This is a genomic window from Ruegeria sp. CK2, assembly GCF_056536585.1.
Window position 1 is genome coordinate 207,150 of the sequence record NZ_JBQFPW010000003.1, and the last position, 25,796, is coordinate 232,945.

A 25,796-nucleotide genomic window follows, 5' to 3' on the forward strand; every position below is an offset into this window, starting at 1 on the left:
GAACAGTACGGGACGAACCTAAAAATGACCAAGTGCAGTACCTCGGGAATGACCCGGCGTGCCCTATTGGGCGCATTCGCGGCCACAGCGGTCGCAGCAGCACCTTCCTATTCCAACGCAGCAGGTTTTCTTCGCGGCGGCGGCGATATTCGCCGTATCCGCATGTATTCCGGTCGCACTGGCGAGCGGATTGATATGATATATTGGGTGGACGGCAAGTATATCAAGGACGCTGTCAAGGAAGTGAACCACTTCATGCGTGACTGGCGGACTGACCAGAGCAAGTCCATGGACCTGCGCACTATCGACATCATGGCCGCCTCACATAACCTTTTGGACGCGAGTGAGCCGTATATGCTGTTGTCGGGCTATCGCTCACCCCAGACCAACGCGATGCTGCGTTCGAAATCCCGCCGCGTTGCGCGCAACTCGTTGCACATGCAGGGTCAGGCGGCTGATTTGCGTTTGGCGTCCAGATCGGTTTCTCAGATGGCCAAAGCAGCCATGTCGTGCCGTGCTGGCGGTGTTGGTCAGTATTACCGCTCGAACTTTGTTCACATGGACTGCGGTGTTGTCCGCACATGGCGCGGCTAAGCCCGAACGCGACAAAGCCTCAGTATCCTGCCTTTATTCGTGCTTGGATGGCATGTGATCGTACTTCAACGTGCCGCAAACTGCCTGACTTCTGAAAAGAACAAACACAATAGTCCCGTATTCTGTTTGTGAAAGACTCCATCTCCAAAGTCTCAAGACAACACCCCGCAGCGACTGAACTACAACGCGTTAGACCCGTTGCACTCGCAAAATTCTTCGACTGTCAAGATTATTGAATGGCGCACCTGAGAGGATTCGAACCTCTGGCCTCTGCCTTCGGAGGGCAGCGCTCTATCCAGCTGAGCTACAGGTGCCTTGGCCGTTAGCTAACCTTGTTCCGATCCGGGTGCAACTGCAAATCTTCGCCGCCCATATCGGTTTCGCCTAGACAGATTGGTCCACTTCACGCGAACAAATCATGGGCCAGTTCGAGTGCTTCGATCAGGGTGTCGACCTCATCCGTTGTGTTGTAAAGACCGAAACTCGCGCGGCATGTGGCGGTCAGCCCCAGGTGATCCATCAAGGGACCTGCACAGTGATGACCCGCCCGGACTGCGACACCTTTCTTGTCCAGAATAGTAGACACATCATGCGCGTGCCCTGCCCCGTCCAGTGTGAAGCTGAAGATCGCAGCCTTGTCAGGTCGGATGCCCTGCACCTGTAACCAGTTCAATCCTTTAAGGCGCTGCATGGCGTAGTCCCGCAACCCAGCCTCATGGGCTGCGATATTCTCCATCCCCAATTCCATCATGTAGTCCAGCGCAGCGCCCAACCCGATGATTTGAACGATACCCGGCGTTCCGGCTTCAAACTTCATGGGCGGATCGTTGTAGATAACCTGATCTTTGCTGACCTCTTTGATCATGTCGCCACCACCGATAAACGGGCGCATCTCAGCCATACGTTCGGATTTGATGAAAATCGCACCGGACGCAGAGGGACCGTAAAGCTTGTGCCCGGTGATCGCATAGAAGTCGCAACCGAGGTCTTGCACGTTCACAGGCATATGAACTGCACCCTGGCTTCCATCGACCAGAACCGGAACACCTTTGGCATGCGCACCGTCGGTAATGGCCTTCACATCCACAACAGTGCCAAGAACGTTCGAGCAATGTGTTACGGCGACCAATTTGGTCTTGGGTCCAATCGCATCGATCACGGCCTGAGGGTCCAACCCGCCGTCAGCATCCACATCGACCCATTTAAGGATAACGCCTTGCCGCTCGCGCAAAAAATGCCAGGGGACAATATTGGCGTGATGCTCCATCACGCTAAGTACGATCTCGTCACCCGCCTGCAGGCGTGGCATGGCCCAGCCATACGCGACCAGATTGATCCCTTCCGTCGTACCGGAATTCAGAACAATTTCATCCTCGTCGGGTGCGCCAAGGAACTGTGCGATTTTTCCACGCACGTTCTCATATTTTTCTGTGGCCAGATTGGACAGATAGTGCAGCCCACGATGCACGTTTGAATACTCTTCTGAATACGCCCGGGTCACCGCATCGATCACAACCTGCGGTTTCTGCGCCGAGGCCCCATTGTCGAGGTAGGTCAGCGGCTTGCCGTTCACCTGACGCGACAGGATCGGAAAGTCTGAACGGATGTTTTGCACATCATACATAGGCTTATTCCCTAGACGGGCCCGCTTGGGGTCAACATGAGGACGAAAGGCACCGCAACGAGGGCGGACAGCAGGATGACAGCAAAAGACTTACCCAGAGATCCGAACTGATGCGCTTCGTTCAAAAAATGCAGTGTGATGTACAGGCTGAGCACCGCCGTCGCCATCAGTAGTAACAGCATGAGAAACGGAAAGGTGATGCTTAGAACCAGCGTGATCAGCAGGGCAGCGATCTGCAGAAACTGCAACCAAATCGTCAGAACCATCATATCATCGAACGTCGCAGTCCCGCCCAAAAGGCGGCCGACGAACAGAAAGGCAACGATGCTCAACATCATTGCTCCGGCCGATTTCAGCAACACTAACGGAATCGATTCAGGCTCAGTCAGTGTTTCGCTGTCCGGAGCATCAATGTCAGGCACCGAAACGAACAGCTCGATGCCCAATTGCACAAGGCAATTCAGAACAACAGCCAAGAAAAATGCCAGCCACAAGACCTCGCGCCCCGGTTTCAGGGCCAACAGCTGACGCGCAGCTTCCGCCGGTTTGCGCAGCGTTAGGACCGCCAGATTGCCGAAGAAGACCGTGTTCATACAGCAACCCTTTGTGCTTGCCTGAGGCCTGATAACCAGAACCAAACAAATACGGCAACCCAAACCCCGCCCACCAGGGTCAATGTTGGCCCAGGACCGATAAACCCGGCAACCAGCCCGTTCAACAATACCAGCGGAGCCGAGGACAACAGAGCCCAAAACAAAGCAAGACGCGCGCCATAGGCTGTTCCGTGACCACCTACCAGTCGCGCCGCCCAATATGAGATCAGAGCCAATAGGTAGAAGAACAACGGTAATATGAACACGGAACCCAACAGGGCACCGCCCAAAAGCATATTCAGTTCCAGCCCTTCAAGATGCGCCCGACGCGCCAGACCCGGCATTTGCGCAATGAACGCGACCAGACAAAAAGACATGACAAATGCCAGCGCCCGGTCTTCGCGCGGTCCCATATCCAGAAGCCGACGCACAACGCGCCCCGGCCCCCGGTAAGTTGCCACGATATCTGACGAAACCGGCATCAGCTGCGCCGCGCCAACCAACCTTCCAGACGGTTCACAATGGCTTCGGCCAAGGAACCGTCTTCGATCTCGTCTACTGCCTCGGCCAAAAAGGCTAGGGTCAGCATATTGGTCGCGTCCTTTGTTGGCACGCCACGAGACCGCAGGTAGAACAGAGCAGTTTCGTCAATCGCGCCGGATGTCGACCCGTGTGAACAGGCCACGTCGTCGGCATAGATCTCAAGCTCGGGCTTGGCCAGGAACTGACTGTCATCATCCAACAGTAGTGACTGGCTGATCTGGTAACCGTCAGTTTTCTGAGCGCCTGCTTTGACCAGAATCTTGCCCTGAAACACCCCGGTCGCACCGTTGCGCAGCACTTTCTTGAAGACTTGCCGGCTTTCGCAGTTCACCGCATCGTGGGTGACAAACACGGTGTCATCATGATGGAAATCACCATCACCGACACAAGCGCCCGCCACGTGAGCAACAGCGTCATCTCCGGTCAGTTCGACAATCTGCTCGTTCCGGGTCAGCACGCCGTTCACCGTCAAGGTGAATGACTTGTAGACCGATTCCTGCCCCAGACGGGTGAACATATGGGTGGCTGCACGCCGCTCATGATCGCGCCCCTGCGCGCGCACGTGATGCAATGTGCCGTTGTCCGCCACGTCGATCTCCATACACTTATTAAAGCGGGAGGCAGCCGGGCCGGTTTCCAGAATCGTCGCTTCGGCTCCGCTTTCGACGCGAACTACATGATGTAGGATAGCGTCCGATGTCGGGGACGCGTGGCGGTAGATCAGATTGATCGGTTTGGATGGCTTACCTGTCACGTGGATGGCAACTCCATCAGACGCAAAAGCAGTGTTCAGTGCCGCCAAAGGACGTTGCACCGGAACCTGACCACGAGCCTCAAGCACACCGTATAGCTCTTTCGCCCAGTGAATATCCTTGCAACAGATATCTTCGAGGCGATCAATACTGACGCCTTCCAGAGACAGGTCATCCGAATCGTTAGGGCTGAACACACCATCGACGAAAACGATTTTCAGTCGATCGAGCTTATCGAAAATCGGCGGCTCGTCATCCTTCAACACTGCGGCCGGCATAGCATCAGACGTGATGAGTGTGTCCGGGCGCGTGTATTTCCAATACTCATCGCGACGTCCGGGCAGGCCCGTTTCCAACACGCGCGCCAAAGCGTCTTCGCGCGCAGCACGGGTGCACCCGGCATCGGGCATCGTCAACGTGGCCAATCGAGCCTCGGTTGCAGATTGTTTAACCTCGGGGACAGCCATTAGTTCACCTCGGCAAGAATGTCAGCGTAGCCGTTGTTTTCAACTTCCAGCGCCAGTTCGGGACCGCCGGTTTTGACAATTTTTCCGTCAGCCATGATGTGCACGACATCCGGTTTGATGTGATCCAGCAAGCGCTGATAGTGAGTGATGACAAGGAATCCCCTGCCCTGATCGCGCAGCGCGTTTACACCTTCAGCAACCAGTTTCATCGCATCTACATCAAGGCCGGAGTCTGTTTCGTCCAGAATACAAAGCTTGGGTTCCAGCATTGCCATTTGCAGGATCTCGTTCCGCTTCTTCTCACCGCCAGAAAACCCGACATTGACGGGGCGCTTCAGCATATCGGCGTCGATTTTCAAAGACTTGGCCTTGGCGCGGATTTCTTTGAGGAAGTCAGCAGCTGACATCTCCTCTTCCCCGCGTGCTTTGCGCTGGGCGTTCACAGCTGTGCGCAGGAAGGTCATGTTGCCGACGCCCGGAATTTCGACGGGATACTGGAAGGCGAGGAACATGCCGGCGGCGGCGCGCTCTTCAGGCTCCATCTCCAGCAGGTCTTCACCATTGAGATCTACCGAACCTTCGGTGACTTCGTATCCGTCACGACCTGACAGCACATAGCTGAGGGTCGACTTGCCCGATCCGTTCGGCCCCATGATCGCATGCACTTTACCGGCCTCGACGGTCAGGTCCACGCCTTTGAGGATCTGCTTATCTTCTTCCTCAAGTTTCACGTGCAGGTTTTTGATTTCCAGCATTTATTTGTCCTTTGGTGTAGCATCAGAGCACTTGGGCTCCGTTCAATTTCTATCCCAGTAACTTTCGGAGAATACGCGACGCAATCCACCCCAGGATCACTCCGCCACCCACCGCCCATACCGGGTTTATGAAGGCCATATGATTGATGTTGACGTAAGCGACGCCAAACAACCCACCAAGCACTGGAAGCGCATAACCCATTGCGGTCAGCACTTCATCCCTTTGGATGCGTTGGCGGGGCTTGTCCGGCATTAGCCTACAGACCCTTCCAGACTAATCGCGACAAGCTGTTGCGCTTCCATGGCAAATTCCATTGGCAACGCCTGCAGCACGTCTTTGCAGAACCCGTTGACCACGAGGGCCACAGCCTCTTCTTCGTCCATGCCGCGCTGACGACAATAGAACAGTTGATCGTCGTCCACTTTGGAGGTTGTGGCCTCGTGTTCCACCCGGCTCGAGTTGTTTTTGACCTCGATATACGGCACGGTGTGGGCTCCGCATTTGTCGCCAATCAAAAGGCTGTCACACTGGGTATAGTTGCGGCTGTCCTTCGCCTTTGGGTGCATCGAAACCAGCCCGCGATAGGTGTTCTGTGCCTTGCCCGCACTGATCCCCTTCGACACGATCCGCGACTTGGTGTTTTTGCCCAGATGAACCATCTTGGTGCCGGTGTCGGCCTGCTGATAGTTGTTGGCAATCGCGATCGAATAGAATTCACCTTGGCTTTCATTGCCGCGCAGGATGCAGGACGGGTATTTCCAGGTCACAGCCGAGCCTGTTTCAACCTGTGTCCACATCACCTTAGACCGATCGCCCCGACAATCGGCGCGCTTGGTCACAAAGTTATAGATACCACCCTTGCCGTTCTCATCCCCGGGGAACCAGTTCTGAACAGTCGAATACTTCACCTCGGCATCTTCTTCGATGATGATTTCGACCACCGCAGCGTGCAGCTGTGCGGTGTCGCGCTGGGGCGCGGTGCACCCCTCCAGATAGGAGACATACGAGCCTTTGTCGGCGATGATCAACGTCCGCTCGAACTGGCCCGTGTTTTCCGCATTGATCCGGAAGTAGGTGCTTAGCTCCATCGGGCAGCGCACGCCGGGTGGGATGTAGACAAAGGATCCATCCGAGAAAACGGCTGAATTCAGTGTTGCGTAGAAGTTGTCTGACACAGGAACAACAGTGCCGAGGTACTTTTTGACCAGCTCAGGATGCTCTTTGATCGCCTCAGAAATCGAACAGAAGATGACGCCGGCCTCTTTCAGCTCTTTCTGGAAAGTCGTCCCTACGGATACCGAGTCAAACACCGCGTCCACAGCAACTTTGCGTCCTTCGGCAGGTGCGTTTTCAGCACCTTCGACGCCTGCCAGAATCATCTGTTCTTTCAGAGGGATACCCAGCTTTTCGTAAGTTGCCAAAAGCTTAGGGTCGACTTCGTCCAGCGATTTCGGCTTTTCTTCCATCGACTTGGGGCGCGCGTAATAATACTGGTCCTGAAAATCGATTGGCGGGTAGTGGACCATCGCCCAAGTGGGCTCGTCCATCTTGGTCCAACGCTCGAACGCGGCCAGACGCCATTCGGTCATCCATTCCGGCTCTTCGTTCTTGTCCGAGATCAGGCGCACAATATCGGGATTCACGCCCTTGGGCGCGTATTCCATTTCGATATCGGTGTCCCAGCCATATTTATAGGTTCCGACTTCGCGAACCGCATCCACGGTTTCCTGATCGACACCCTCTTTTACCTGGGCCTGGTCCAATGCGGCCATGTTCTACCCTCCGTCAGATCACGCGGCACGCGCGCGATACTTTTTCTCTTTTTCCAACCACGTTTCGGCGAAACGCAGCACGTCTTCTTCGGTTGTCCGAGGGCCCAGCGATACGCGGATCGCGCTGGCTGCTGTCACCTCATCATATCCCATTGCAGTCAACACCGCGCTGGCGCGTACTTTGCCGCTGGAACAGGCAGAGCCCGCACTGACCGCAAAACCCGACAGATCCATCTGCATGACCTGTGTTTCACCCTTCCAACCGGGGGACGCGAAACACAGCGTGTTCGGAAGGCGTTTTTGACCTTTCCCGACAAAAATAGGTGATTTATTTCCAGCCTCAAGAGCGTTTTCTAGAATATTTCTAAATTCTTCAACTTGCGCCCAAACACCATTGTTCAAGTCACGCGCCGATGCTTCAGCTGCCGCCCCGAACCCTGCGATTCCAATGACATTTTCGGTGCCCGACCGACGCCCCATCTCTTGCCCACCGCCTTTGATCTGGGCCGCCAGGTCCGTACCACGATTCATGACCACTGCACCGACCCCTTTGGGGCCGCCAAGTTTGTGCGCCGAGATCAAAGCCATCTGAGCGCCGAGCCAGTTGAACGCGATCGGCAGCTTACCGAAAGCTTGGGTGGCGTCGGTCACGGCCAGCCCGGACGGCAGTGATTGAACAATGCCCGTTTCGGAGTTGGCCACTTGCAGGGTAGCTTTCGTAGGATCATCGACCACAACCAAACCGCTGCTCTGAACTTGGATATCTTCAATAGTCCAAGCCCTTACCGCGTCATGTTCAATTGCAGAGCCGTGAAGATCGCGACCTGCCATCGTCAATGCAGCACCCTCGGTGGAACCGGATGTGAAGACAATGTCGGCGCCATCAGCGCCAAATGCGGTGGCAACCTGGGCACGGGCCCGCTCGATCAGAGCTTTAGCCGCGCGCCCTTCGGCGTGGACCGAGGACGGATTGCCGCAGACATCCATCGCCGCAATCATCGCGTCGCGCGCTTCGGGCCGCAAAGGCGTTGTCGCGTTGTGATCCAGATAAACACGCGTCATGGATACATCTTTTCCCGAACAATCCTCATGATGTTGCTTTCAAACCCGTTAGATCAATCGTCGACAACAGCGAACAGGTTCGGAACTGCCGGACAAGGAGCAAGATCGTTCTTGATGACGTCGGACAAACGGGTCTGGTGCAAAAACACATACACATGAGCGCTAAGGCCTTCCCAAAGCCGGTTGGTCAAAGACTGCGCACGGCTGCCTGAAGACGCGCCAGACGCCCCGGCCCCCTTTTGCAATGCGTCAACCGTTTCGTCCACCGCGCTGAGGATTTCAACCACACGAATCTCAGACGCCGGGCGCGCCAGACGATAGCCGCCACCCGGACCGCGCACAGATGCGACAAGTTCGGCCCGCCGAAGCTTGACGAACAGCTGCTCCAGGTAAGGAAGTGAGATATCCTGACGCTCGGAGATTTCACCCAGTGTGACCAGCCTGTCAGTGGACTGCAAAGCAATATCTGCCAACGCCACCATGGCGTAACGTCCTTTGGTCGACAGCTTCATTATCCGGTCCTCTTAGTCAGATCCGCGCGAAATCATTGACGCCGCCGCTGCCAGTGCGTATCTCCGACGGACAGCGCGTTTTTGCTAAGCGTGATAATTAGAACCGTTCTAAGGTGCCCGACGAATACCGTCAAGTAATTCCCGGCGCCAATTAGAAAAAGACAGGACCAAAGCACACATGCCCGAGGTGATTTTTCCCGGACCCGAAGGCCGCCTGGAAGGCCGCTACCACCCGCAAAAGGAAAAAGACGCACCGATCGCCATCGTGCTGCACCCGCATCCTCAGTTCGGCGGGACCATGAACAACAAGGTGGTCTATAATCTCCACTACGCGTTTTACAACATGGGCTTCACCGTGTTGCGCTTTAACTTCCGTGGAGTTGGCCGCAGCCAGGGCGAATACGACCAAGGCGTAGGCGAGCTGAGCGATGCAGCGTCGGCGCTGGATTACCTGCAATCGATGAACACCAATTCCAAACATTGCTGGGTCGCAGGCTTTTCGTTCGGCGCATGGATCGGAATGCAGTTGTTGATGCGCCGCCCCGAGATCACAGGGTTCATCAGCGTGTCGCCCCCAGCCAATATGTATGACTTTTCGTTCCTGGCGCCCTGCCCGTCTTCTGGCTTGATCATCAACGGATCTGCGGACCGCGTCGCGCCTCCGGCCGATACAACTGGATTGGTGAGCAAGCTGCACGAGCAAAAAGGCATCACCATCACCCATACCGAGGTCGAAGGTGCCGATCACTTCTTCCAGGATCGCCACATGGACACGCTGATCACTGATGTCAGCGACTATGTGAAGCGTCGACTGACTGAAACGACGCGCTAATGTCCGATACGATCACCCGTCTGGCGTCGAAACTGGCCGAAGATACGCTGAAGGTCATGGATGAAACCGGCGATGATCGTTTCTTTATGCAAGTTTCCGAGCTTTTGGGCGCATCCTCGCAGTCTTTGGAAGAGGCATTCCTGACCGAAGTCCGGGTGCGTCTGGCGGAGCGGCAGGCGCGGCAATTCGTGATAAAGCGACTGACCGATCACCGCTCGAAGGTCAAAGCGATAGAGAAGCAATGACCGAGAGATTATCGGCTCAGATCACGTTCCTGAAACGGGCGGATGATCTGAAAACAGTCGAGCGGGCGAATGTCCTGCTCGACCAGTCCCGTCCCGAAAACTCCGCCGAACATAGCTGGCATCTTGCGCTTTGGGCGTTGGTCATGGCACCGCTGGCCGGTCCCGATGTAAACACTGACCGTGTCATACGCATGCTGCTGCTGCATGATCTTGTCGAGATCATCGTCGGCGACCACCCAATTCATCTGAGCACGGATTGGGAAAGTGTCGCGAAAGCCGAACACGCAGCCGCAGTGCAACTTTTTGGCCTTCTCCCCTCGGAACAGTCAGAAGAGTTCATGTCGTTGTGGCGCGAATTCGAGGCAGATCAGACCTCGGACGCGCAATTTGCCAAGATACTGGATCGGTGCCAGCCCCTGTTTCAGGTCTTATGCGCAACCCAACCGAGGCCAGACCATCTGGATGTCGTTCGGGATAATCTGGATGGTGGGCGTGCGGCCTATCTGGAAAGTGTGTTTCCCTATGCCTACCGTCACGCGCACGATTTGCTGGCCAACGAAGGCGTTGACACTAACGCGTTCACAAACCGGCTGCCATTTCTGACCGAGGCCGATCAGCTGAAATCTGTTCTGCGCGCCTCTCGTCTGATGGGCAGTGATCGGTTCGAAAACTCGGCCGAACACTCTTGGCACATCATGCTGTATGCTTGGGTCTTGTCGGAATACGCAGGCCCGAATGTCAGGATCGACCGGGTTCTGCAGATGCTTTTACTTCATGATATCGTCGAAATTGATGCCGGGGATCATCCGATCCACGGACAAGTTGATCACGCCGCACAAGCCGCGAAGGAGGAAGCCGCTGCGAAACGCTTGTTTGGCATGCTGCCGGAGAGCCAGCGTCTTGCCTTTGTTGATCTGTGGCATGAATTCGAGAATGCCCAAAGCGACGATGCGCGATTTGGCAAGGCCATTGACCGGCTCCAAACTCCGATCGCCAATCTGGAAACGGGTGGCGGGTCCTGGATCGATTACGACGTTACGTTCGCGCAGATCGAAGCTCGCGTTCGCCCTGCCATCGAAGCCGGTGCGCCCGACCTTTGGGCCTGGCTTGAACCTCAACTGACTGAGTATTTTTCAGCATCTGAGGCTGCCTGCGTATAACCGACCCAAAGAAAAAAGGAGCCCTAAAGCTCCTTTTTCCCTGCTAAGTTCTGGATGGCGCTTATCCTACGCAACCATCTAACTGATAAACCAAATAGGGCTACAGCAATCTAGACGGACCCCCCGCCTGCAAGCCACCCAAGCGCCACAATAAGAGCCGAAGCAAATATGACGGATTTTGAAAATGTCGTCATTGAACAATACTCGTTAACAAATCATTAAATATGGGGAAATCTTACACCAAACGGAAAAAACCCATAGTCAGGTATACCTGACCCTAGGTCATCGTCTTAACTGTTGCAGGGCATCGAATCTCCTTGCCTAGACGGGAAGTATCGTGCTCAACCGGGCCAGATATCCCTGTGTTTAGGTGTTTCGCCATGCCCAAAGCCTATCTGATCCTGTTGCTGGCCGTTTTTGCCGAGACAATTGGCACAACGGCCTTACAAGCCAGTCAGCAATTCACAAAGCTCTGGCCATCAGTGTTAGTTGTTGTCGGTTACGGGTTTGCATTTTATTTGATGGCCCTCACCCTGAAGGTCATGCCCGTGGGGATTGTTTACGCCATCTGGTCCGGGCTTGGGATTTTCTTTATCGCTGTCATCGGTTTTGTCGTCTTCGGACAAAAACTCGACTGGCCGGCGGTCCTTGGCTTGTCGATGATCCTTGCAGGAATCTTGATCATACACCTGTTTTCCAAGACCACAGGTCACTGACTGTCGGTTAGGGGTGGTATAATTGCCTGTGCCGCGTTATGCGCGCGGCAACTTCCCGTTCAAAGGCTGACCTCTCATGGACCTGCGCAATATCGCAATCATCGCTCACGTGGACCACGGTAAAACGACCCTGGTGGATGAGCTGCTTAAACAATCCGGCGCGTTCCGGGAAAATCAGGCCGTGGCAGAGCGTGCTATGGACAGCAATGACCTCGAACGCGAGCGCGGCATTACCATCTTGGCCAAGGCCACTTCGGTCGAATGGAAAGGCACCCGGATCAACATCGTCGACACCCCCGGCCACGCCGATTTCGGTGGCGAAGTAGAACGGATCCTCAGCATGGTCGATGGCGTTGTTTTGCTGGTGGATGCCGCCGAAGGTCCGATGCCGCAAACCAAGTTCGTAACCTCTAAGGCTTTGGCACTTGGCCTGCGTCCGATCGTGGTGCTGAACAAGGTCGACAAACCCGATGCCGAGCCGGACCGCGCGCTGGACGAATGCTTTGATCTGTTCGCGAACCTCGGTGCAGATGACGATCAGTTGGATTTTCCTGCCATGTATGCCTCGGGCCGCTCAGGCTGGGCTGACATGGAACTGGACGGACCCCGCAAGGATCTGACCGCGCTATTTGATCTTGTCGTAGATCATGTGCCCGCACCCAAGCAGGCCGAACACAAGGATGAACCGTTCCGGATGCTGGCAACTACTCTTGGCAGTGATCCGTTCATCGGGCGCATCCTGACGGGCCGCGTCGAAAGCGGCACGTTGACAGCGGGTGAAAGCCTGAAAGCCCTCAGCCGGGACGGCACACCTATTGAAAGCTTCCGTGCCTCCAAAATCCTGGCCTTCCGTGGATTGGGCCAACAACCCATCGATGTGGCCGAAGCAGGCGACATCGTCACCATCGCAGGCATGAGCAAGGCCACCGTGGCCGACTCCCTGGTTTCCCCGCAAGTAGATGAAGCTCTGCCCGCCCAGCCCATCGACCCGCCTACGATCACAGTGACATTTGGGATCAACGATTCACCTCTGGCTGGCCGCGACGGTAAAAAGGTCCAATCGCGTGTGATCCGTGATCGCCTGATGAAAGAGGCCGAATCCAATGTGGCCATCCGCATCACCGACACCCCCGGTGGCGAAGCTTTTGAGGTCGCCGGTCGTGGCGAACTTCAGATGGGCGTGTTGATCGAAAACATGCGCCGCGAAGGATTCGAGCTCAGCATCTCACGCCCGCAGGTTCTGTTTCGCGAAGAAGACGGTCAACGGCTTGAACCCATCGAAGAGGTCACCATCGATGTGGATGACGAATACTCCGGGTCAGTAATCGAGAAAATTACAGGTGCGCGCAAAGGCGAACTGGCAGAAATGCGCCCCGCAGGGGTCGGAAAGACCCGCATCATCGCACATGTGCCGTCCCGCGGATTGATCGGATACCACGGAGAGTTTCTGACCGATACACGCGGAACCGGCGTCTTGAACCGTGTGTTCCACAGCTGGTCGGCCCACAAGGGACCCATCCCCGGTCGCCGTGCAGGTGTTCTGATTTCCATGGAAAACGGCCAAGCCGTTGCCTACGCGCTTTGGAACCTGGAAGAGCGCGGCCGCATGTTCGTCGGTCCTCAGACAGACGTTTATCAGGGCATGGTGATTGGCGAACACTCTCGTGATAACGATCTGGAAGTGAACCCTTTGAAGGGCAAGAAGCTTACCAACGTCAGGGCCAGCGGGTCCGACGATGCGGTCCGTCTGACGCCTCACATCCAGTTTTCACTGGAAGAGGCGATTGCCTATATCGACGACGACGAATTGGTTGAGGTTACGCCCAACGCAATCCGTTTGCGCAAGCGCTTTCTGGATCCGCATGAGCGCAAAAGGATGTCCAGATCGGCCTAAAACACCGCCTGTGGACTGGTGTGAGGCTGGAAACAATGACATGAGTGTGACATTTTTTCACCCATTTCAAAAATGATGAAAAGTTGAGGGCCTGCCGTTACGTCAGGCCTTCTCTCTGTTTTGAAAGAACATTCAACTATTAGGGGAGTCGATTACAGCTCAATCAGCCAAACATCTTCTTGTAAATCGGGCTCAAGAAAGGTGTATTTATGGCCAAAGTGTGACGTCGTTCATACACGCAGCATCCAGTATAGCGCATAAGTACGACGTAGTTGTTAACGAGTTTCAAGGAGACGCGCTATGCGCATCAAGTTCCGTCTTTTATCCATTGTTTTCGCATCAGCCACAGTCCCATTACTCGCTGGTGCTCCGGCACAGGCTGCAGAAAAGTGCACCGTAAGAACAGCCAAGCAATCTGTTTCAACCGAAACGCTTTGTGCGTGTAGCGTCGTCGATGCTCGGATGCTGCGTTATATTCAGCGCCGTCCCGACTTCGAAGATATTCTCACAAGAACCCTTCAGTTTTGCCCGGCCTTTGCCGCTGTTCTGACGGACTTCCCGACCGCTTCGATCGGCGCACCAACACAAAGAACTGGTGATGGATCAGCCGACGAAGGCGGCGGCTCGGGCGGCGGCTCTAGTTCCGGTGGCGGCTCTAGCTCCGGTGGCGGCTCTAGCTCCGGTGGCGGCTCGAGCTCCGGTGGTGGCTCTAGCTCCGGTGGTGGCTCTAGCTCCGGTGGCGGCTCTAGCTCCGGTGGTGGCTCTAGCTCCGGTGGTGGCTCTAGCTCCGGTGGCGGCTCTAGCTCCGGCGGTGGCGACGGTGGCGGCTCCGGCTCCGGTGGTGGCGACGGTGGCGGATCAGGCTCCGGCGGCGGTGACGGCGGCGGCTCTGGCTCCGGTGGTGGATCCAGCTCTGGCGGCGGTGACGGCGGCGGCTCTGGTTCCGGTGGTGGATCCAGCTCTGGCGGTGGTGATGGCGGCGGCTCTGGTTCCGGTGGTGGATCCAGCTCTGGCGGTGGTGATGGCGGCGGCTCTGGCTCCGGTGGCGGCGACGGCGGCGGAGACGGCGGGTCCGGTGGCGGGAACGGCCCAAGCGATCCAGTCAAAGACTGACCTAGAAACAAACAAAGACCGGTGAAAAGTGACCTTTTCACCGGTTCCTCTAATTTTCATCAAAACTGGAAGGGAAGAGAATTAGCTACTCCCGTAAACGCCAACCCATCGGCGCGGTTGATTTGGGTCCTGCATCCGCAAAAACAGGTAACGCGTATCCGCCCAGGGTTTGATCCGGCTCGTCGCGTTGTCCAGAATAAGATCGCCATTTGCAGACCGGTAGACCAAAACAGCGTGACCATTCCGGCTTCTATCCAGAACGGTCGCGATCAGGAGCTTCTTCGGATCGATTCCAGCCTTGATAAGATCCCGTTTCTTCAAAAGAGCGAAGTCTTCGCAATCACCGCCACGAGACGTCGGCAAAGCCCATCTTTCCCGGGTTTTGTACTGAAGCTGGTCAGCCACCTCGCGGGTTGTGGCGTTCACGCGGCGATTTACCTGCTGAATAATCTGCATCTCCTGCTGACTTGTCAGCGATATCGACCGCTTGGAGGAACACGCCCAACTATACTGACGACATAATTGATGTGCCCCGGACGGAGGAGGCGAAGCTGCGACTGTGGTGATAAAGGCCTTTTCAAAAGCCTTGGCCTCGGATCCCACGAAGAAAGACCCCAAAACAAGGGCAAATAGTCCTGTTGCGCGTCCCGATGTTCTCACAAAGTGACCAATACCTGACGATAACTTAGTGCTATACGATGTCATGCCTGTCCCTCGATCCAGGTTTTTCCGAGCAATTGCCGTAAAGCAGGACCTTGTACCGTTTTTTGAAACTATCCGTAAACAGGCCTGGTTATGCAATCTCCGGTTAGACTGAAGGGGAAAAAAGGCGGAAATTCGTCAGCGAATTTGACCATTTCGGGCAAGAAGTTAGATGCGGTGGCCACAATTGGGGCACGCGTTCCACGGCTTTGCCCGGGAGCATGCCGTTAAGTCCATGACAAATATGAAATAAACCTCACAGGCCATCCGAACACGAAATCGTTACACGTGCCGCAATTGGTCTAAGCTGAAATTTGCTTACAAACAGCACACTTGGCTCAAATGTCTTGAACCAATGTTTGAAGACTGATTCTCAGTCTGTTATTTCCACAACAACAAGTTCACGCTCACTTGCGCCGCGTGCGTGATCAAGGGCCTTTTGATAGTCCACCGAGTTGTAACACTCGACCGCCGCTTCGACGGACGGGAACCGGGCAACCACGTTTCGAGGTCTTTCCTTACCTTCCAATTGCACATAGCGTGCCGCGCGTGCGATAAATTCGCCCCCGTGCTTGGCAATCGCTGGTCCGGCCAACTCAGCATACTTTCCATATGCCTCAGCATCGGTCACTGTTACATGCGCAATCCAAAGTGCAGGCATCTTATCCTCCCAGTACTTGTTCCGCAGCTTTGATCGCTGCATCCGAATTGGCGGCATCTCTGCCGCCGCCCTGGGCCATGTCCGGACGCCCACCGCCACCTTTACCGCCCAGTTCGACCACCGCTGCCTTTACCAGATCAACGGCTGAGATCCTGTCAGTCAGATCCTGTGTCACCCCGGCCGCAACCGCCGCTTTCCCACCGGTGTCTGCGATCAGCAAGACGGCCCCGGATTCAATGCGGCTTTTATGCTCGTCTATCAACGCAGGCAGATCTTTTCCGGACACACCAGTCAGAGCCTGAGCCAGGAACTTTACGCCATTGACATCACGCGCCTCAGCACCAGACCCCTGACCCGCACCACCAGCCATGGCCAGATCGCGCCGCAATTGGGCAAGCTCGTTTTGCAACGCTTTGCGCTCATCCAACAGCGACTTTACTCTGCTGACCACGTCATCCGGCTGCGCCTTCAATTCCAACGCGACCTCTGACACACGTTGATCCTGCGCCGACAAATAGCGGAATGCCGCATCTCCGGTCAGCGCTTCAATCCGCCGAACACCCGCGCTGCTGGCGCTGTCACCCAAGACAACAAATGTTCCGATATCTCCGGTTTGACGAACATGCGTTCCACCACACAGTTCAATCGACCAGGTTTCGCCGTCATGGCCTTTTCCGGTTGGGGCCTTGCCCATCGAAACAACACGAACCTCGTCGCCGTATTTCTCACCAAACAGCGCTTGCGCCCCCAACTCGCGCGCGTCATCCGGGGTCATGACCCGTGTCTCGACTGCCGAGTTCTGGCGAATGAAATCGTTCACCTCACGCTCGACCTTCTGCACTTCTTCCTGAGACAGCGCTTTGGAATGGCTGAAGTCAAACCGCAAACGATCTGCTGCGTTTAACGATCCACGCTGCGCCACGTGATCACCCAACGCCTCGCGCAGTGCCTCATGCAGCAGGTGCGTTGCCGAGTGATTGGCGCGTATCGCAGTGCGACGCGCGTGATCAACTTCCAACTCGACCGCATCGCCTTTGGATAACGCTCCGTGATCTACGGTCACCTTATGCGCATAGACCTTACCGTCGGCAAATTTCTTGGTGTCTTCGACCTTTGCAACATCGTCGCGATCTTCCAGTCGGCGGATTTCGCCAGTATCGCCTATCTGGCCGCCAGCTTCGCCATAGAATGGGGATTGGTTCACAACGACCCAACCACCGCCGCCCTGTTCGATTTTGTCCACCAAAGCGCCATCAACCACCAGGGCCATGACCTGACCTTCCGCTTTCTCGGTGTCGTAACCCAGAAAATCAGTAGCGCCGTCGTGATCAAGTACGTCAAACCATACGGCCTGATCTGCGGCTTCGCCTGATCCCGACCACGCAGCGCGCGCCTTTGCTTTCTGTTCCGCCATGGCCGCATCGAAACCATCGGTATCGACGCTCAGGCCCTTTTCGCGTAGCGCATCCTGCGTCAAATCCAGCGGAAACCCAAAGGTGTCGTAAAGCTTGAACGCGGCGTCGCCAGGCAGTTGCTCACCTTCCGGCAATCCGGCAACTTCGTCGTCCAACAGTTTCAGCCCGCGATCCAGAGTTTGCTTGAACCGGGTTTCTTCCAGCAACAAAGTCTCTTCGATCAGCGCTTGCGCCTGACCCAGTTCGGAATACTGAGCGCCCATCAGTTGCACCAAGGTCGGAACAAGCCGGTGCATGACCGGATCTTTTGCACCCAACAAATGCGCATGGCGCATCGCCCTACGCATGATCCGACGCAGAACATAGCCGCGTCCGTCATTCGACGGCATCACGCCATCCGCCATCAGGAAAGAGGTCGACCGCAGGTGATCCGCAATGACGCGGTGATGCACATTCTGATCACCATACGGATCGACATGTGTGACATCCGCTGATGCTTCGATCAGCGTCTTGAACAGGTCGGTATCATAGTTGTCGTGGCTGCCTTGCAGCAAGGCCCCGATGCGTTCCAACCCCATGCCCGTGTCGATCGACTGCATGTCGAGTTCCACCATCGAGCCATCTTCGAATTGCTCGTTTTGCATGAAAACGATGTTCCAGATTTCGATGAAACGATCACCGTCTTCGTCGGCTGATCCCGGAGGGCCACCCCAGATATGATCGCCATGATCATAGAAGATCTCGGTGCACGGACCACAGGGCCCGGTAGGGCCCATTTGCCAGAAATTGTCATTAGTCGCGATGCGGATGATCCGGTCTTCTGGGATACCGACCTTTTTCCAAATCTCAAACGCCTCATCATCGGTATGATAGACCGTCGCCAACAGGCGGCTCTTGTCGATGCCGAATTCCTCGGTGATCAACTCCCACGCAAACGGAATTGCCTCAGGCTTGAAATAGTCCCCGAACGAGAAATTGCCCAGCATTTCAAAGAATGTGTGGTGGCGCGCCGTATATCCCACATTGTCCAGATCGTTGTGCTTGCCGCCAGCGCGCACGCATTTCTGTGCTGTCGTGGCGCGTTGGTATTCGCGGTTCTCCAGGCCGGTGAACAGGTTTTTGAACTGCACCATACCGGAATTTACAAACATCAATGTTGGATCATTGCGCGGCACCAGCGGGCTGGACGCAACCACTTCGTGACCTTGCTTGGCAAAGTAGTTCAGGAAGGTTGAGCGGATATCGTTCAGCGTGGGCATAGGGCTCTCTCGGCGGGCAATCACAGTCGTCCGCGAAGGTTTAGCCCCCTGCCAAGGGAGTGTCCACAGGATACGGTTGGTGAAAACTGACAAGGCGGCCCAACCGGCCGCCCCGTCGAAAACTTCTGTCAGAAATCCAGGCTATTGCTATGCCTCGAGGATATCATCTTCGTCGGCATTCGGTGGCATCTCGAAATCCAAACCATGCGCGGCACGGATCTTGTCTTCGATCTCTAGCCCTATGCGGCTGTTGTCGCGCAGATATTGCTTGGCATTCTCACGCCCTTGCCCGATCCGCTCGTCGCCATAGCTGAACCACGAACCTGACTTCTCGACCACACCGGCTTTGACGCCCAGATCCAACAGTTCACCCATCTTGCTGATGCCTTCGCCATACATGATGTCGAATTCCACCTGCTTGAAGGGCGGTGCCACCTTGTTTTTCACAACTTTGACACGGGTCTGGTTGCCGACAACCTCATCCCGGTCCTTGATCGCGCCGATGCGGCGAATGTCCAGACGGACCGAGCTGTAGAATTTCAGCGCGTTGCCACCGGTCGTGGTTTCCGGGCTGCCAAACATAACGCCGATCTTCATCCGAATCTGGTTGATGAAGACCACCATACACTTGCTGCGATTAATCGATCCGGTCAGTTTGCGCATCGCCTGGCTCATCAAACGGGCTTGCACACCAACACTGCTGTCGCCCATATCGCCTTCAAGCTCGGATTTCGGCGTCAGCGCCGCCACTGAGTCGACCACAACCATGTTCACCGCACCAGACCGTACCAGCGTATCAGTGATCTCCAAAGCTTGTTCACCCGTGTCGGGTTGTGAAATCAACAACTCGTCCAGATCGACGCCCAGCTTGCGGGCATATTGCGGGTCAAGCGCATGTTCCGCATCAACGAACGCACACACACCGCCACGCTTTTGCTGCTCTGCAATACAATGCAAGGTCAGCGTGGTCTTACCCGAGCTTTCGGGCCCATAAATCTCGACAATGCGGCCCATCGGCAACCCGCCAATGCCCAGTGCAATGTCCAGGCCCAGAGATCCGGTCGAGCTTGCCTCGATCTCTTGCTTGGTGTCATCACCCAGCTTCATGATCGAGCCTTTGCCGAACTGGCGTTCGATCTGGGCCAACGCGCTGTCGAGCGCCTTTTGCTTGTCCGCGTTTTTCTTGTCGCTCATCGTCAGAAGATCCGCCATTGTCCTGTCGCCTTCTCTTTTGTCACACCCTTGGCCGGGCGGCAATCGCTGCTTTGTTCGCCTCTTGTTCCTTATGGGACCAAAAAGAGAACATTTCAACTAAAACTTACAGACCTCACTGTTCTGCAATTGTATTAAAGAGTCGTTTACGACAATCTGCGTGTATAAGTTATGTGATCGGGAAATTGATAAATGCTTGTTTTCTATAAGGAACGCCTAGCGTTTTTGTCTGTCCCAAAAACCGGAAGCACTGCCTATCATTCGGCATTGCGCGACCGTGCCGACCTTGTAGTAGCAGGCCCACCCGAATTGAAGCATGCCCCGGTGCGCCGATACGATCGCTTTTTTCAAAACATGTTTCGCAAGATGTACGACACCGAGATGGAGATCATGGCAGTTGTTCGCGAACCCATCGATTGGCTCGGCAGTTGGTACAGGTTTCGCAGCAGGCAGGACCGTGTCGGCCATCCACACTCGACCCGCGACGTCACGTTCGACGAGTTTGTCCGCGCTTACATGCAAAATCCCCGTCCTGAATTTGCCGACGTGGGTAGTCAGAGCCAGTTTTTCCGCACACGCAGCAATGGATTCGGCGCCACTCACGTTTTCAAATACGAAAACCAAGACAAGATCCTGACCTTCCTACAGGACCGCCTTAACGTAGACATCACCTTGCCTCGGGAAAACGTCTCTCCTCCCGGCGACCTTTCTTTGACCGAAGAAACAAGCCGCAAGTTTCGAAATAAACACGCAGCGGAATTTACCACGCATGACTCGGCCGAATAGCCAGGTCAGCTTAGTTGTTGGAAAACGGCCTCGGTCAACTGGGTGAGTGAAAATGGTTTCGGCAAGAAGGTGGAATTTGCGATTTCCGGGCCGTTATCGCCGAAGGCGCCCTCGGTATAGCCTGAAACAAAGACCACCCGCGTGTCCGGACGCGTCTCCATCGCTTGGCGCACCCAAGTTGGCCCGTCCATGCCGGGCATCACAACATCGGTGACAAACACATCAACGCTTAAATCCGGATCTTCCAGTAGCCGCAATGCGTCTTCTGCGGACTCAGCCTCAAGCACCGTGTAGCCTTTCAATCTCAATGCGCGTGTCGCAAAAGCCCGCACCGGTGCCTCGTCTTCCACTAACAGCACCACGCCCTCGCCCTGACCCGCGTTTTGAGTATCAGGTTGTTCAAATGTCGTCGGCCCAGGTTCGGCTTCAGCGGTACTCACAGGAAGAAGGACGGCAAACTCGGTCCCCCGCCCCGGCGCACTGTCCACAAAGATGAAGCCGCCTGTTTGCTTTACGATGCCGTAGGCAGTCGACAACCCTAATCCGGTGCCCTCGCCTGTGCGCTTGGTCGTATAAAACGGCTCAAACACCTTTTGCAGCTTATCCGTGGGAATCCCAATTCCTTGATCGATCACCTTGACGGTCACATATTCCCCGGGCTGCACTGTCGCACGGTCGCGCCTGATTGGCCGTGTCAGATTTAGAACCTCGGTTTCAATTCGAATCTCTCCTCCATCGGGCATCGCGTCACGCGCATTGACGACAAGGTTCATCAGCACTTGTTCTAGTTGGCGTTTGTCTGCCCTGACGGATTTCAACACCGGGTCGTGGCTGAGTGTCAGTTGGACTTTTTCACCAACCAGACGGTTCAAAAGGTGAATCAGGTCCGAGATCGTATCCCTTAGATCCAGCACCTCGGGTCTGAGGGTCTGCTTGCGGGAAAAAGCCAAAAGCTGACTGACTAGCGCAGCGGCTCGATTGGCGTTTTGGTTGATTTGCACCAAGTCACCGTAATCAGAATCGTTCTGATCATGTCGCAGTAAAAGTAAATCGCAATGCCCGGAAATGGCCGTCAACAAGTTGTTGAAGTCATGCGCCACACCGCCCGCCAGCTGCCCGACGGCCTGCATTTTTTGGCCTTGAACAAATTGAGCTTCTAGTGTTTTGAGCTCGGTTGCGTCATTTAAAACCGCAATCAGACAAACCTTTCCGTCATCAATGATGCGGTTCAAGGTGACCTGAACAAAGACTTCCTTGTCATCCCGGCTAAGCCGCAAAAACTCAGATCGCTGAGTGTCTTCCTCATTTGCCGTCCGCTGCAGCCATTCCAGAACCGGATGGCCCAGGCCGTGCATAATCTGACTGATGTTCGTGTCCCTCAGGCGCGTGTCGCCCAACAGTTTGTTGGCCAGTCGGTTGGCCTCGAGTATCGTGCCATCCGGCGCAAGACACATGATCGCAACCGGGAGGTCCGCAAAACCGGTTCCGCCTTGTGTGTTTGCAGTCTCATTCAGAGGTGACAGCGCCAGGTTTTGCCCGAACCCGGATCGGGAGAGTTGCGACGCCACGACAGGGACGGCGCCGTCGCGCGTTTGTACCTGGCTGATATCACCAATTGTTGGCGTTCCGTCCGGGAAAATCTCTTCAATGGAACCCGGTCTGGACCCCAACAGGCGTTCAGCCGCACCGTTCAAACCCAGCACCAACCCATTTCGACCTTTGGACAGAACCGGCAGCGTTAGATCTTGCCAGCTCGCTTGCTCATCCAACTGGAAACGCCAACAGAAAACACCCTCGGCCAACCGGAAAACGGACACCGGTATCGTATCCCCATGTGTTAGGATATCTTCGCCTGCCCGCCCCTTTAACAGGGCTTGAGATTGCAGCCGCAACAAAATCGCCGGTGGATTGCCAAAAACAGATCTCAGGCACTGGGCCAAGTTCAATCTCGTATCCGCATGAAGCCGACTGACGGCCTGAGAATTGGCTACTAGAATTTCGCCATGCGAATTTGCGATCAGGCACGGAAACAGGTCCTGTTCGGCAAAAGCCGCCATGATTGCCGTGGCCTGGCGCGCGGATCGATTGGCCAGCAGCACCTGAATGACAACGCCAGCGGCCACCACCAGCAATGACAAACTGGCAACAAGCAACCCGCTGCTCCAATCCTGCGACAAAATCCCGGTTGCAGGGATAACACTCAGAAAAACAGCCAGAAGAATAAGTGGTCCAAGTCGCGAAACTGGGGGAAATCTTGAGATGGATGGATTAGGAAAGAAATCTGCTGTGTCGGACATTAATGGCTCGGGGTAAGGACTATGGGTTAAAACGATCCAAAAAACGTTAACACCCGCTTAAAGGACACTAGAAAGAAATACTCTACCTGTGGTTGCTAATCGCCAGATGGTTACCGCGTCAAGTGCGCTGTGAAGAAACCATCAGTGCCGTGTGTAACCAGCCACGATCTTCGAAAGCTTTCCCGCCACTTCGGATTACGTTCAAGAAAACGATCCACGACTGTACCGTTTTCATCGTTCAGCATTGAGCAGGTCGCATATGCTAATGTCCCGTGCTCCCCAACCAAACTCATGATCTGCGTCAAAATCCTTGTCTGAATTGCCGTCAGGTCCTGCAAACGCTCGTCTGCTAGTGCCCATTTACCTGCAGGCGCACGTCGCCATGAACCGCTGCCCGAACACGGGACATCAGCTAGGACAACATCAAACGGGGCCACACCGGCAATCTCGTCAGTGGTCAGCATTGTGATTTTTGCACCGGCCCGCGCGGCCCGGACCGGCAGGTCGCGCATCCGTCCGGCATTCACGTCATGGGCAAACACCTCGAGCCCTTTGTGCGCGGCCAACGCCAGCGCTTTGCCACCGCCTCCTGCACAATAGTCAAGAACACGCATCCCGGGCTTTAGATCCAGGGCTGCCACAACCGCCTGACTGGCTGCATCTTGCAGTTCCACCAGACCATTGGCATAGGCGCGGCTTTGCGAGATTTTTCGCGCGCCTTCTGTCACCTCCAACGCAGTATCGCAGGCGGGATGAGGAAGCGCTTTGATATTGTCATCTTCCAGCGCCAACAGTGCCGTGGCCACGTCGCCCTTCAAAAGGTTCACGCGCAGATGAACCGCTGCGCGGGTTTGCAGTGATTGCGCCACTGGAATTGCTTCCCCGCCCAGCGATGCCGAGAACCGGGGCCATAACCACTCGGGAATGTCGAAACGTTCCGAGTCCGAGGTGAAATCTCTGGTTGTTTCAGCCTCAAGAACTGGGGACGGTGCGTGTCGATCTCCGGAAAACAACGCCTCCAAATTCCCCTGCTCGGCACGAACTGCGCCGATCATCAGGCCGCGCCCCGTGTTCGCCCCGCCAAGTGCAGCAAAGGACCGCTTGCAACGCACCGCATCAAAGACATAATCGCGAACTGCCGCGCGGTCTTTCGACCCGGCAAAGCGACTGCGCCGGGCCCAACCCGTCAACGCCTTTTCAACCGGCATCCCGGCCAGAATGTCATCCAGGATTTCGATTGAGGCTTGAACACGGGCTGCAGGGGTCATGTCAGTTATCCTTAGCGATCAGAGGCATACAAAATGACAAATTCGAACGCAAAACGGCGCCCTATTGAGGGCGCCGTGAGATGGACTCCAATGGATCACATCACCCGGTAGTTCGGGCTTTCACGGGTGATCTGCACGTCGTGTACGTGGCTTTCTTTCAAGCCCGCACCTGTAATCTTGACGAAGTTGCAGTTGCGACGCATCTCATCAACCGTCGCGCAGCCAGTGTACCCCATGGCTGCACGCAACCCGCCAACCAACTGATGTACAACTGCACTGGCCGACCCTTTGTAAGGCACCTGCCCTTCGATCCCCTCGGGAACCAGCTTGTCGTTGGCCGCATCCTTTTGGAAATAGCGATCCGCCGAACCGCGCGCCATTGCACCCAGGCTACCCATGCCGCGATAAGATTTGAACGACCGCCCCTGATACAAGATGACCTCGCCCGGGCTTTCGTCGGTGCCCGCGATCATTGATCCGACCATGGCACAAGACGCACCTGCCGCAATCGCCTTGGCGAAATCTCCGGAAAACTTGATGCCGCCATCGGCGATCACTGGCACATCCTGCGCGGCCGAAGCGCAATCCATGATCGCCGTCAGCTGAGGCACTCCGACCCCTGCCACCATGCGCGTTGTGCAAATCGACCCCGGTCCGATGCCCACCTTGATCGCGTCTGCGCCCGCATCAATCAGCGCCCGGGTGGCTTCTCCGGTTGCGACGTTGCCCGCGATGATCTGCACTTCGTTTGATAGGGTTTTGACCCGCGTGACAGCGTCCAGAACGCCTTGAGAGTGACCATGTGCGGTGTCCACTACAATAATATCGACACCCGAATCCACCAGCTGCTCGGACCGTTCAAATCCTGCATCCCCGACCGAGGTCGCCGCCGCGACGCGTAAACGGCCCAAGCGGTCTTTGCAGGCTGTCGGGTTCAGAACGGCTTGCTCGGTATCCTTCAGGGTCAGCAGACCGGTCAGTTTGCCTTCACCATCAACGACCAGCAGCTTTTCGATCCGGCGTGCGCGCATCAGGCTTTTGGCCTCTTCCAGATCCGCGGGTTCCTGCAACATGGCCAGATTGTCCGAGGTCATCATCGCCTTGACTGGCGTATTGTCAGACGATGCGAACCGCATGTCCCGGTTGGTCAGGATGCCGACCACCCGGCCGTTTTCCTCGACCACCGGAAACCCGGTGAAATTGTAACGCTCAACCAAAGCCTGCGCGTCGGCCAGCGTTTGATCCACACGCAACGTGACCGGATTGTAGACGATGCCGGATTCAAACCGTTTCACACGTCGTATCTCGCGCGCCTGTTCTTCGATGGTCAGGTTCTTGTGGACAACGCCAATTCCGCCCGCCTGTGCCATTGCAATGGCCATCCGCGCCTCGGTCACCGTATCCATCGCCGAGCTGAGCAGCGGGATATTCATGGTGATCTCGCGCGTTACACGCGTCGCCGTGTCAGCCGTTGCCGGCAGCACGGAAGATGCGCCCGGCACCAAGAGAACGTCGTCAAAGGTGAGTGCCTCACGAATCTGCATCATCTAACTCCATGCAA

24 protein-coding genes and 1 tRNA gene are annotated in these 25,796 nt (G+C 55.8%); 8 read left to right on the forward strand and 17 right to left on the reverse strand.

The annotated features are described in order from the left end of the window. Positions 1–24: 24 nt before the first annotated feature. Positions 25–594, forward strand: coding sequence for a peptidoglycan L,D-endopeptidase MepK (gene mepK, locus ACR0BU_RS06550; RefSeq protein WP_298935438.1), 570 nt, complete (start codon positions 25–27; stop codon positions 592–594). Positions 595–831: 237 nt separating this feature from the next. Here the strand turns inward: mepK and ACR0BU_RS06555 are convergent. The 10 genes from ACR0BU_RS06555 to iscR all read right to left on the reverse strand — a co-directional run bounded on the left by ACR0BU_RS06555 (position 832) and on the right by iscR (position 8,675). Next, positions 832–908: transfer RNA gene (locus ACR0BU_RS06555), tRNA-Arg, on the reverse strand. 89 nt (positions 909–997) lie between these two features. Then, entirely contained in the window at positions 998–2,218 is a 1,221-nt protein-coding gene (locus ACR0BU_RS06560) for a cysteine desulfurase (RefSeq protein ID WP_480735589.1), read from the reverse strand. 11 nt (positions 2,219–2,229) lie between these two features. After that, the gene (locus ACR0BU_RS06565; RefSeq protein WP_480735591.1) at positions 2,230–2,811 is read right to left on the reverse strand and encodes a Yip1 family protein; all 582 of its coding nucleotides are present in this window, start codon (positions 2,809–2,811) and stop codon (positions 2,230–2,232) included. After that, positions 2,808–3,293 (reverse strand): YIP1 family protein, encoded by a 486-nt coding sequence (locus ACR0BU_RS06570; RefSeq protein ID WP_298935435.1) that lies wholly within the window; start codon positions 3,291–3,293, stop codon positions 2,808–2,810. Before ACR0BU_RS06570 ends, ACR0BU_RS06565 begins: the two co-directional genes overlap by 4 nt. Further along, entirely contained in the window at positions 3,293–4,573 is a 1,281-nt protein-coding gene (locus ACR0BU_RS06575; protein WP_298935434.1) for a SufB/SufD family protein, read from the reverse strand. The genes ACR0BU_RS06570 and ACR0BU_RS06575 overlap by 1 nt, the downstream gene beginning before the upstream one ends. Further along, positions 4,573–5,328: a Fe-S cluster assembly ATPase SufC gene (sufC, locus tag ACR0BU_RS06580; RefSeq protein ID WP_480735594.1), complete on the reverse strand. Its 756-nt coding sequence runs from the start codon at positions 5,326–5,328 to the stop codon at positions 4,573–4,575. Before sufC ends, ACR0BU_RS06575 begins: the two co-directional genes overlap by 1 nt. Before the next feature lie 49 nt (positions 5,329–5,377). After that, complete coding sequence (locus ACR0BU_RS06585) at positions 5,378–5,581, reverse strand: hypothetical protein (protein WP_480735596.1); 204 nt, start codon at positions 5,579–5,581, stop codon at positions 5,378–5,380. After that, positions 5,581–7,101 (reverse strand): Fe-S cluster assembly protein SufB, encoded by a 1,521-nt coding sequence (sufB, locus tag ACR0BU_RS06590; RefSeq protein WP_298935431.1) that lies wholly within the window; start codon positions 7,099–7,101, stop codon positions 5,581–5,583. The genes ACR0BU_RS06585 and sufB overlap by 1 nt, the downstream gene beginning before the upstream one ends. Before the next feature lie 18 nt (positions 7,102–7,119). After that, positions 7,120–8,163 (reverse strand): cysteine desulfurase family protein, encoded by a 1,044-nt coding sequence (locus tag ACR0BU_RS06595; protein ID WP_480735597.1) that lies wholly within the window; start codon positions 8,161–8,163, stop codon positions 7,120–7,122. 53 nt (positions 8,164–8,216) lie between these two features. Beyond that, positions 8,217–8,675 (reverse strand): Fe-S cluster assembly transcriptional regulator IscR, encoded by a 459-nt coding sequence (gene iscR / locus ACR0BU_RS06600; RefSeq protein WP_299075454.1) that lies wholly within the window; start codon positions 8,673–8,675, stop codon positions 8,217–8,219. Positions 8,676–8,853: 178 nt separating this feature from the next. Between iscR and ACR0BU_RS06605 the strand changes: the two genes are divergently transcribed. The 6 genes from ACR0BU_RS06605 (at position 8,854) to ACR0BU_RS06630 (ending at position 14,635) form a co-directional block, all read left to right on the forward strand. Beyond that, a complete protein-coding gene (locus ACR0BU_RS06605) occupies positions 8,854–9,507 on the forward strand; it encodes an alpha/beta hydrolase (RefSeq protein ID WP_120635482.1) in 654 nt (217 codons plus the stop codon). After that, complete coding sequence (locus ACR0BU_RS06610) at positions 9,507–9,752, forward strand: hypothetical protein (RefSeq protein WP_298935428.1); 246 nt, start codon at positions 9,507–9,509, stop codon at positions 9,750–9,752. The genes ACR0BU_RS06605 and ACR0BU_RS06610 overlap by 1 nt, the downstream gene beginning before the upstream one ends. Continuing rightward, a complete protein-coding gene (locus ACR0BU_RS06615; RefSeq protein ID WP_480735599.1) occupies positions 9,749–10,912 on the forward strand; it encodes an HD domain-containing protein in 1,164 nt (387 codons plus the stop codon). Before ACR0BU_RS06610 ends, ACR0BU_RS06615 begins: the two co-directional genes overlap by 4 nt. Before the next feature lie 380 nt (positions 10,913–11,292). Beyond that, the gene (locus tag ACR0BU_RS06620) at positions 11,293–11,628 is read left to right on the forward strand and encodes a DMT family transporter (RefSeq protein WP_298935426.1); all 336 of its coding nucleotides are present in this window, start codon (positions 11,293–11,295) and stop codon (positions 11,626–11,628) included. 76 nt (positions 11,629–11,704) lie between these two features. After that, positions 11,705–13,522 carry a translational GTPase TypA gene (typA, locus tag ACR0BU_RS06625; protein ID WP_480735600.1) on the forward strand — a complete coding sequence of 606 codons (1,818 nt, stop codon included), beginning with the start codon at positions 11,705–11,707 and terminating at the stop codon, positions 13,520–13,522. 300 nt (positions 13,523–13,822) lie between these two features. Continuing rightward, on the forward strand, positions 13,823–14,635 hold the full coding sequence (locus tag ACR0BU_RS06630) for a hypothetical protein (RefSeq protein WP_480735601.1): 813 nt from the start codon (positions 13,823–13,825) through the stop codon (positions 14,633–14,635). An 81-nt stretch (positions 14,636–14,716) separates the two neighbouring features. Here ACR0BU_RS06630 and ACR0BU_RS06635 read toward each other — a convergent pair whose 3' ends face one another. The 4 genes from ACR0BU_RS06635 to recA all read right to left on the reverse strand — a co-directional run bounded on the left by ACR0BU_RS06635 (position 14,717) and on the right by recA (position 19,884). Beyond that, positions 14,717–15,340 (reverse strand): transglutaminase-like cysteine peptidase, encoded by a 624-nt coding sequence (locus ACR0BU_RS06635; RefSeq protein WP_299889837.1) that lies wholly within the window; start codon positions 15,338–15,340, stop codon positions 14,717–14,719. A gap of 370 nt (positions 15,341–15,710) precedes the next feature. Continuing rightward, positions 15,711–15,998: a DUF1330 domain-containing protein gene (locus ACR0BU_RS06640; protein ID WP_299075468.1), complete on the reverse strand. Its 288-nt coding sequence runs from the start codon at positions 15,996–15,998 to the stop codon at positions 15,711–15,713. Position 15,999: 1 nt separating this feature from the next. Then, the gene (alaS, locus tag ACR0BU_RS06645) at positions 16,000–18,672 is read right to left on the reverse strand and encodes an alanine--tRNA ligase (protein WP_480735603.1); all 2,673 of its coding nucleotides are present in this window, start codon (positions 18,670–18,672) and stop codon (positions 16,000–16,002) included. A 147-nt stretch (positions 18,673–18,819) separates the two neighbouring features. Then, positions 18,820–19,884 carry a recombinase RecA gene (gene recA / locus ACR0BU_RS06650; protein WP_120635490.1) on the reverse strand — a complete coding sequence of 355 codons (1,065 nt, stop codon included), beginning with the start codon at positions 19,882–19,884 and terminating at the stop codon, positions 18,820–18,822. 192 nt (positions 19,885–20,076) lie between these two features. Between recA and ACR0BU_RS06655 the strand changes: the two genes are divergently transcribed. Further along, positions 20,077–20,670 (forward strand): sulfotransferase family 2 domain-containing protein, encoded by a 594-nt coding sequence (locus ACR0BU_RS06655; protein ID WP_480735604.1) that lies wholly within the window; start codon positions 20,077–20,079, stop codon positions 20,668–20,670. A gap of 5 nt (positions 20,671–20,675) precedes the next feature. Here the strand turns inward: ACR0BU_RS06655 and ACR0BU_RS06660 are convergent, their stop codons facing one another. The 3 genes from ACR0BU_RS06660 to guaB form a co-directional block, all read right to left on the reverse strand. After that, positions 20,676–22,967 (reverse strand): ATP-binding response regulator, encoded by a 2,292-nt coding sequence (locus tag ACR0BU_RS06660; protein ID WP_480735605.1) that lies wholly within the window; start codon positions 22,965–22,967, stop codon positions 20,676–20,678. 110 nt (positions 22,968–23,077) lie between these two features. Then, positions 23,078–24,235 (reverse strand): RsmB/NOP family class I SAM-dependent RNA methyltransferase, encoded by a 1,158-nt coding sequence (locus ACR0BU_RS06665; RefSeq protein WP_480735607.1) that lies wholly within the window; start codon positions 24,233–24,235, stop codon positions 23,078–23,080. 95 nt (positions 24,236–24,330) lie between these two features. Further along, the gene (gene guaB / locus ACR0BU_RS06670; RefSeq protein WP_298934975.1) at positions 24,331–25,779 is read right to left on the reverse strand and encodes an IMP dehydrogenase; all 1,449 of its coding nucleotides are present in this window, start codon (positions 25,777–25,779) and stop codon (positions 24,331–24,333) included. Between the last annotated feature and the right edge of the window lie 17 nt (positions 25,780–25,796).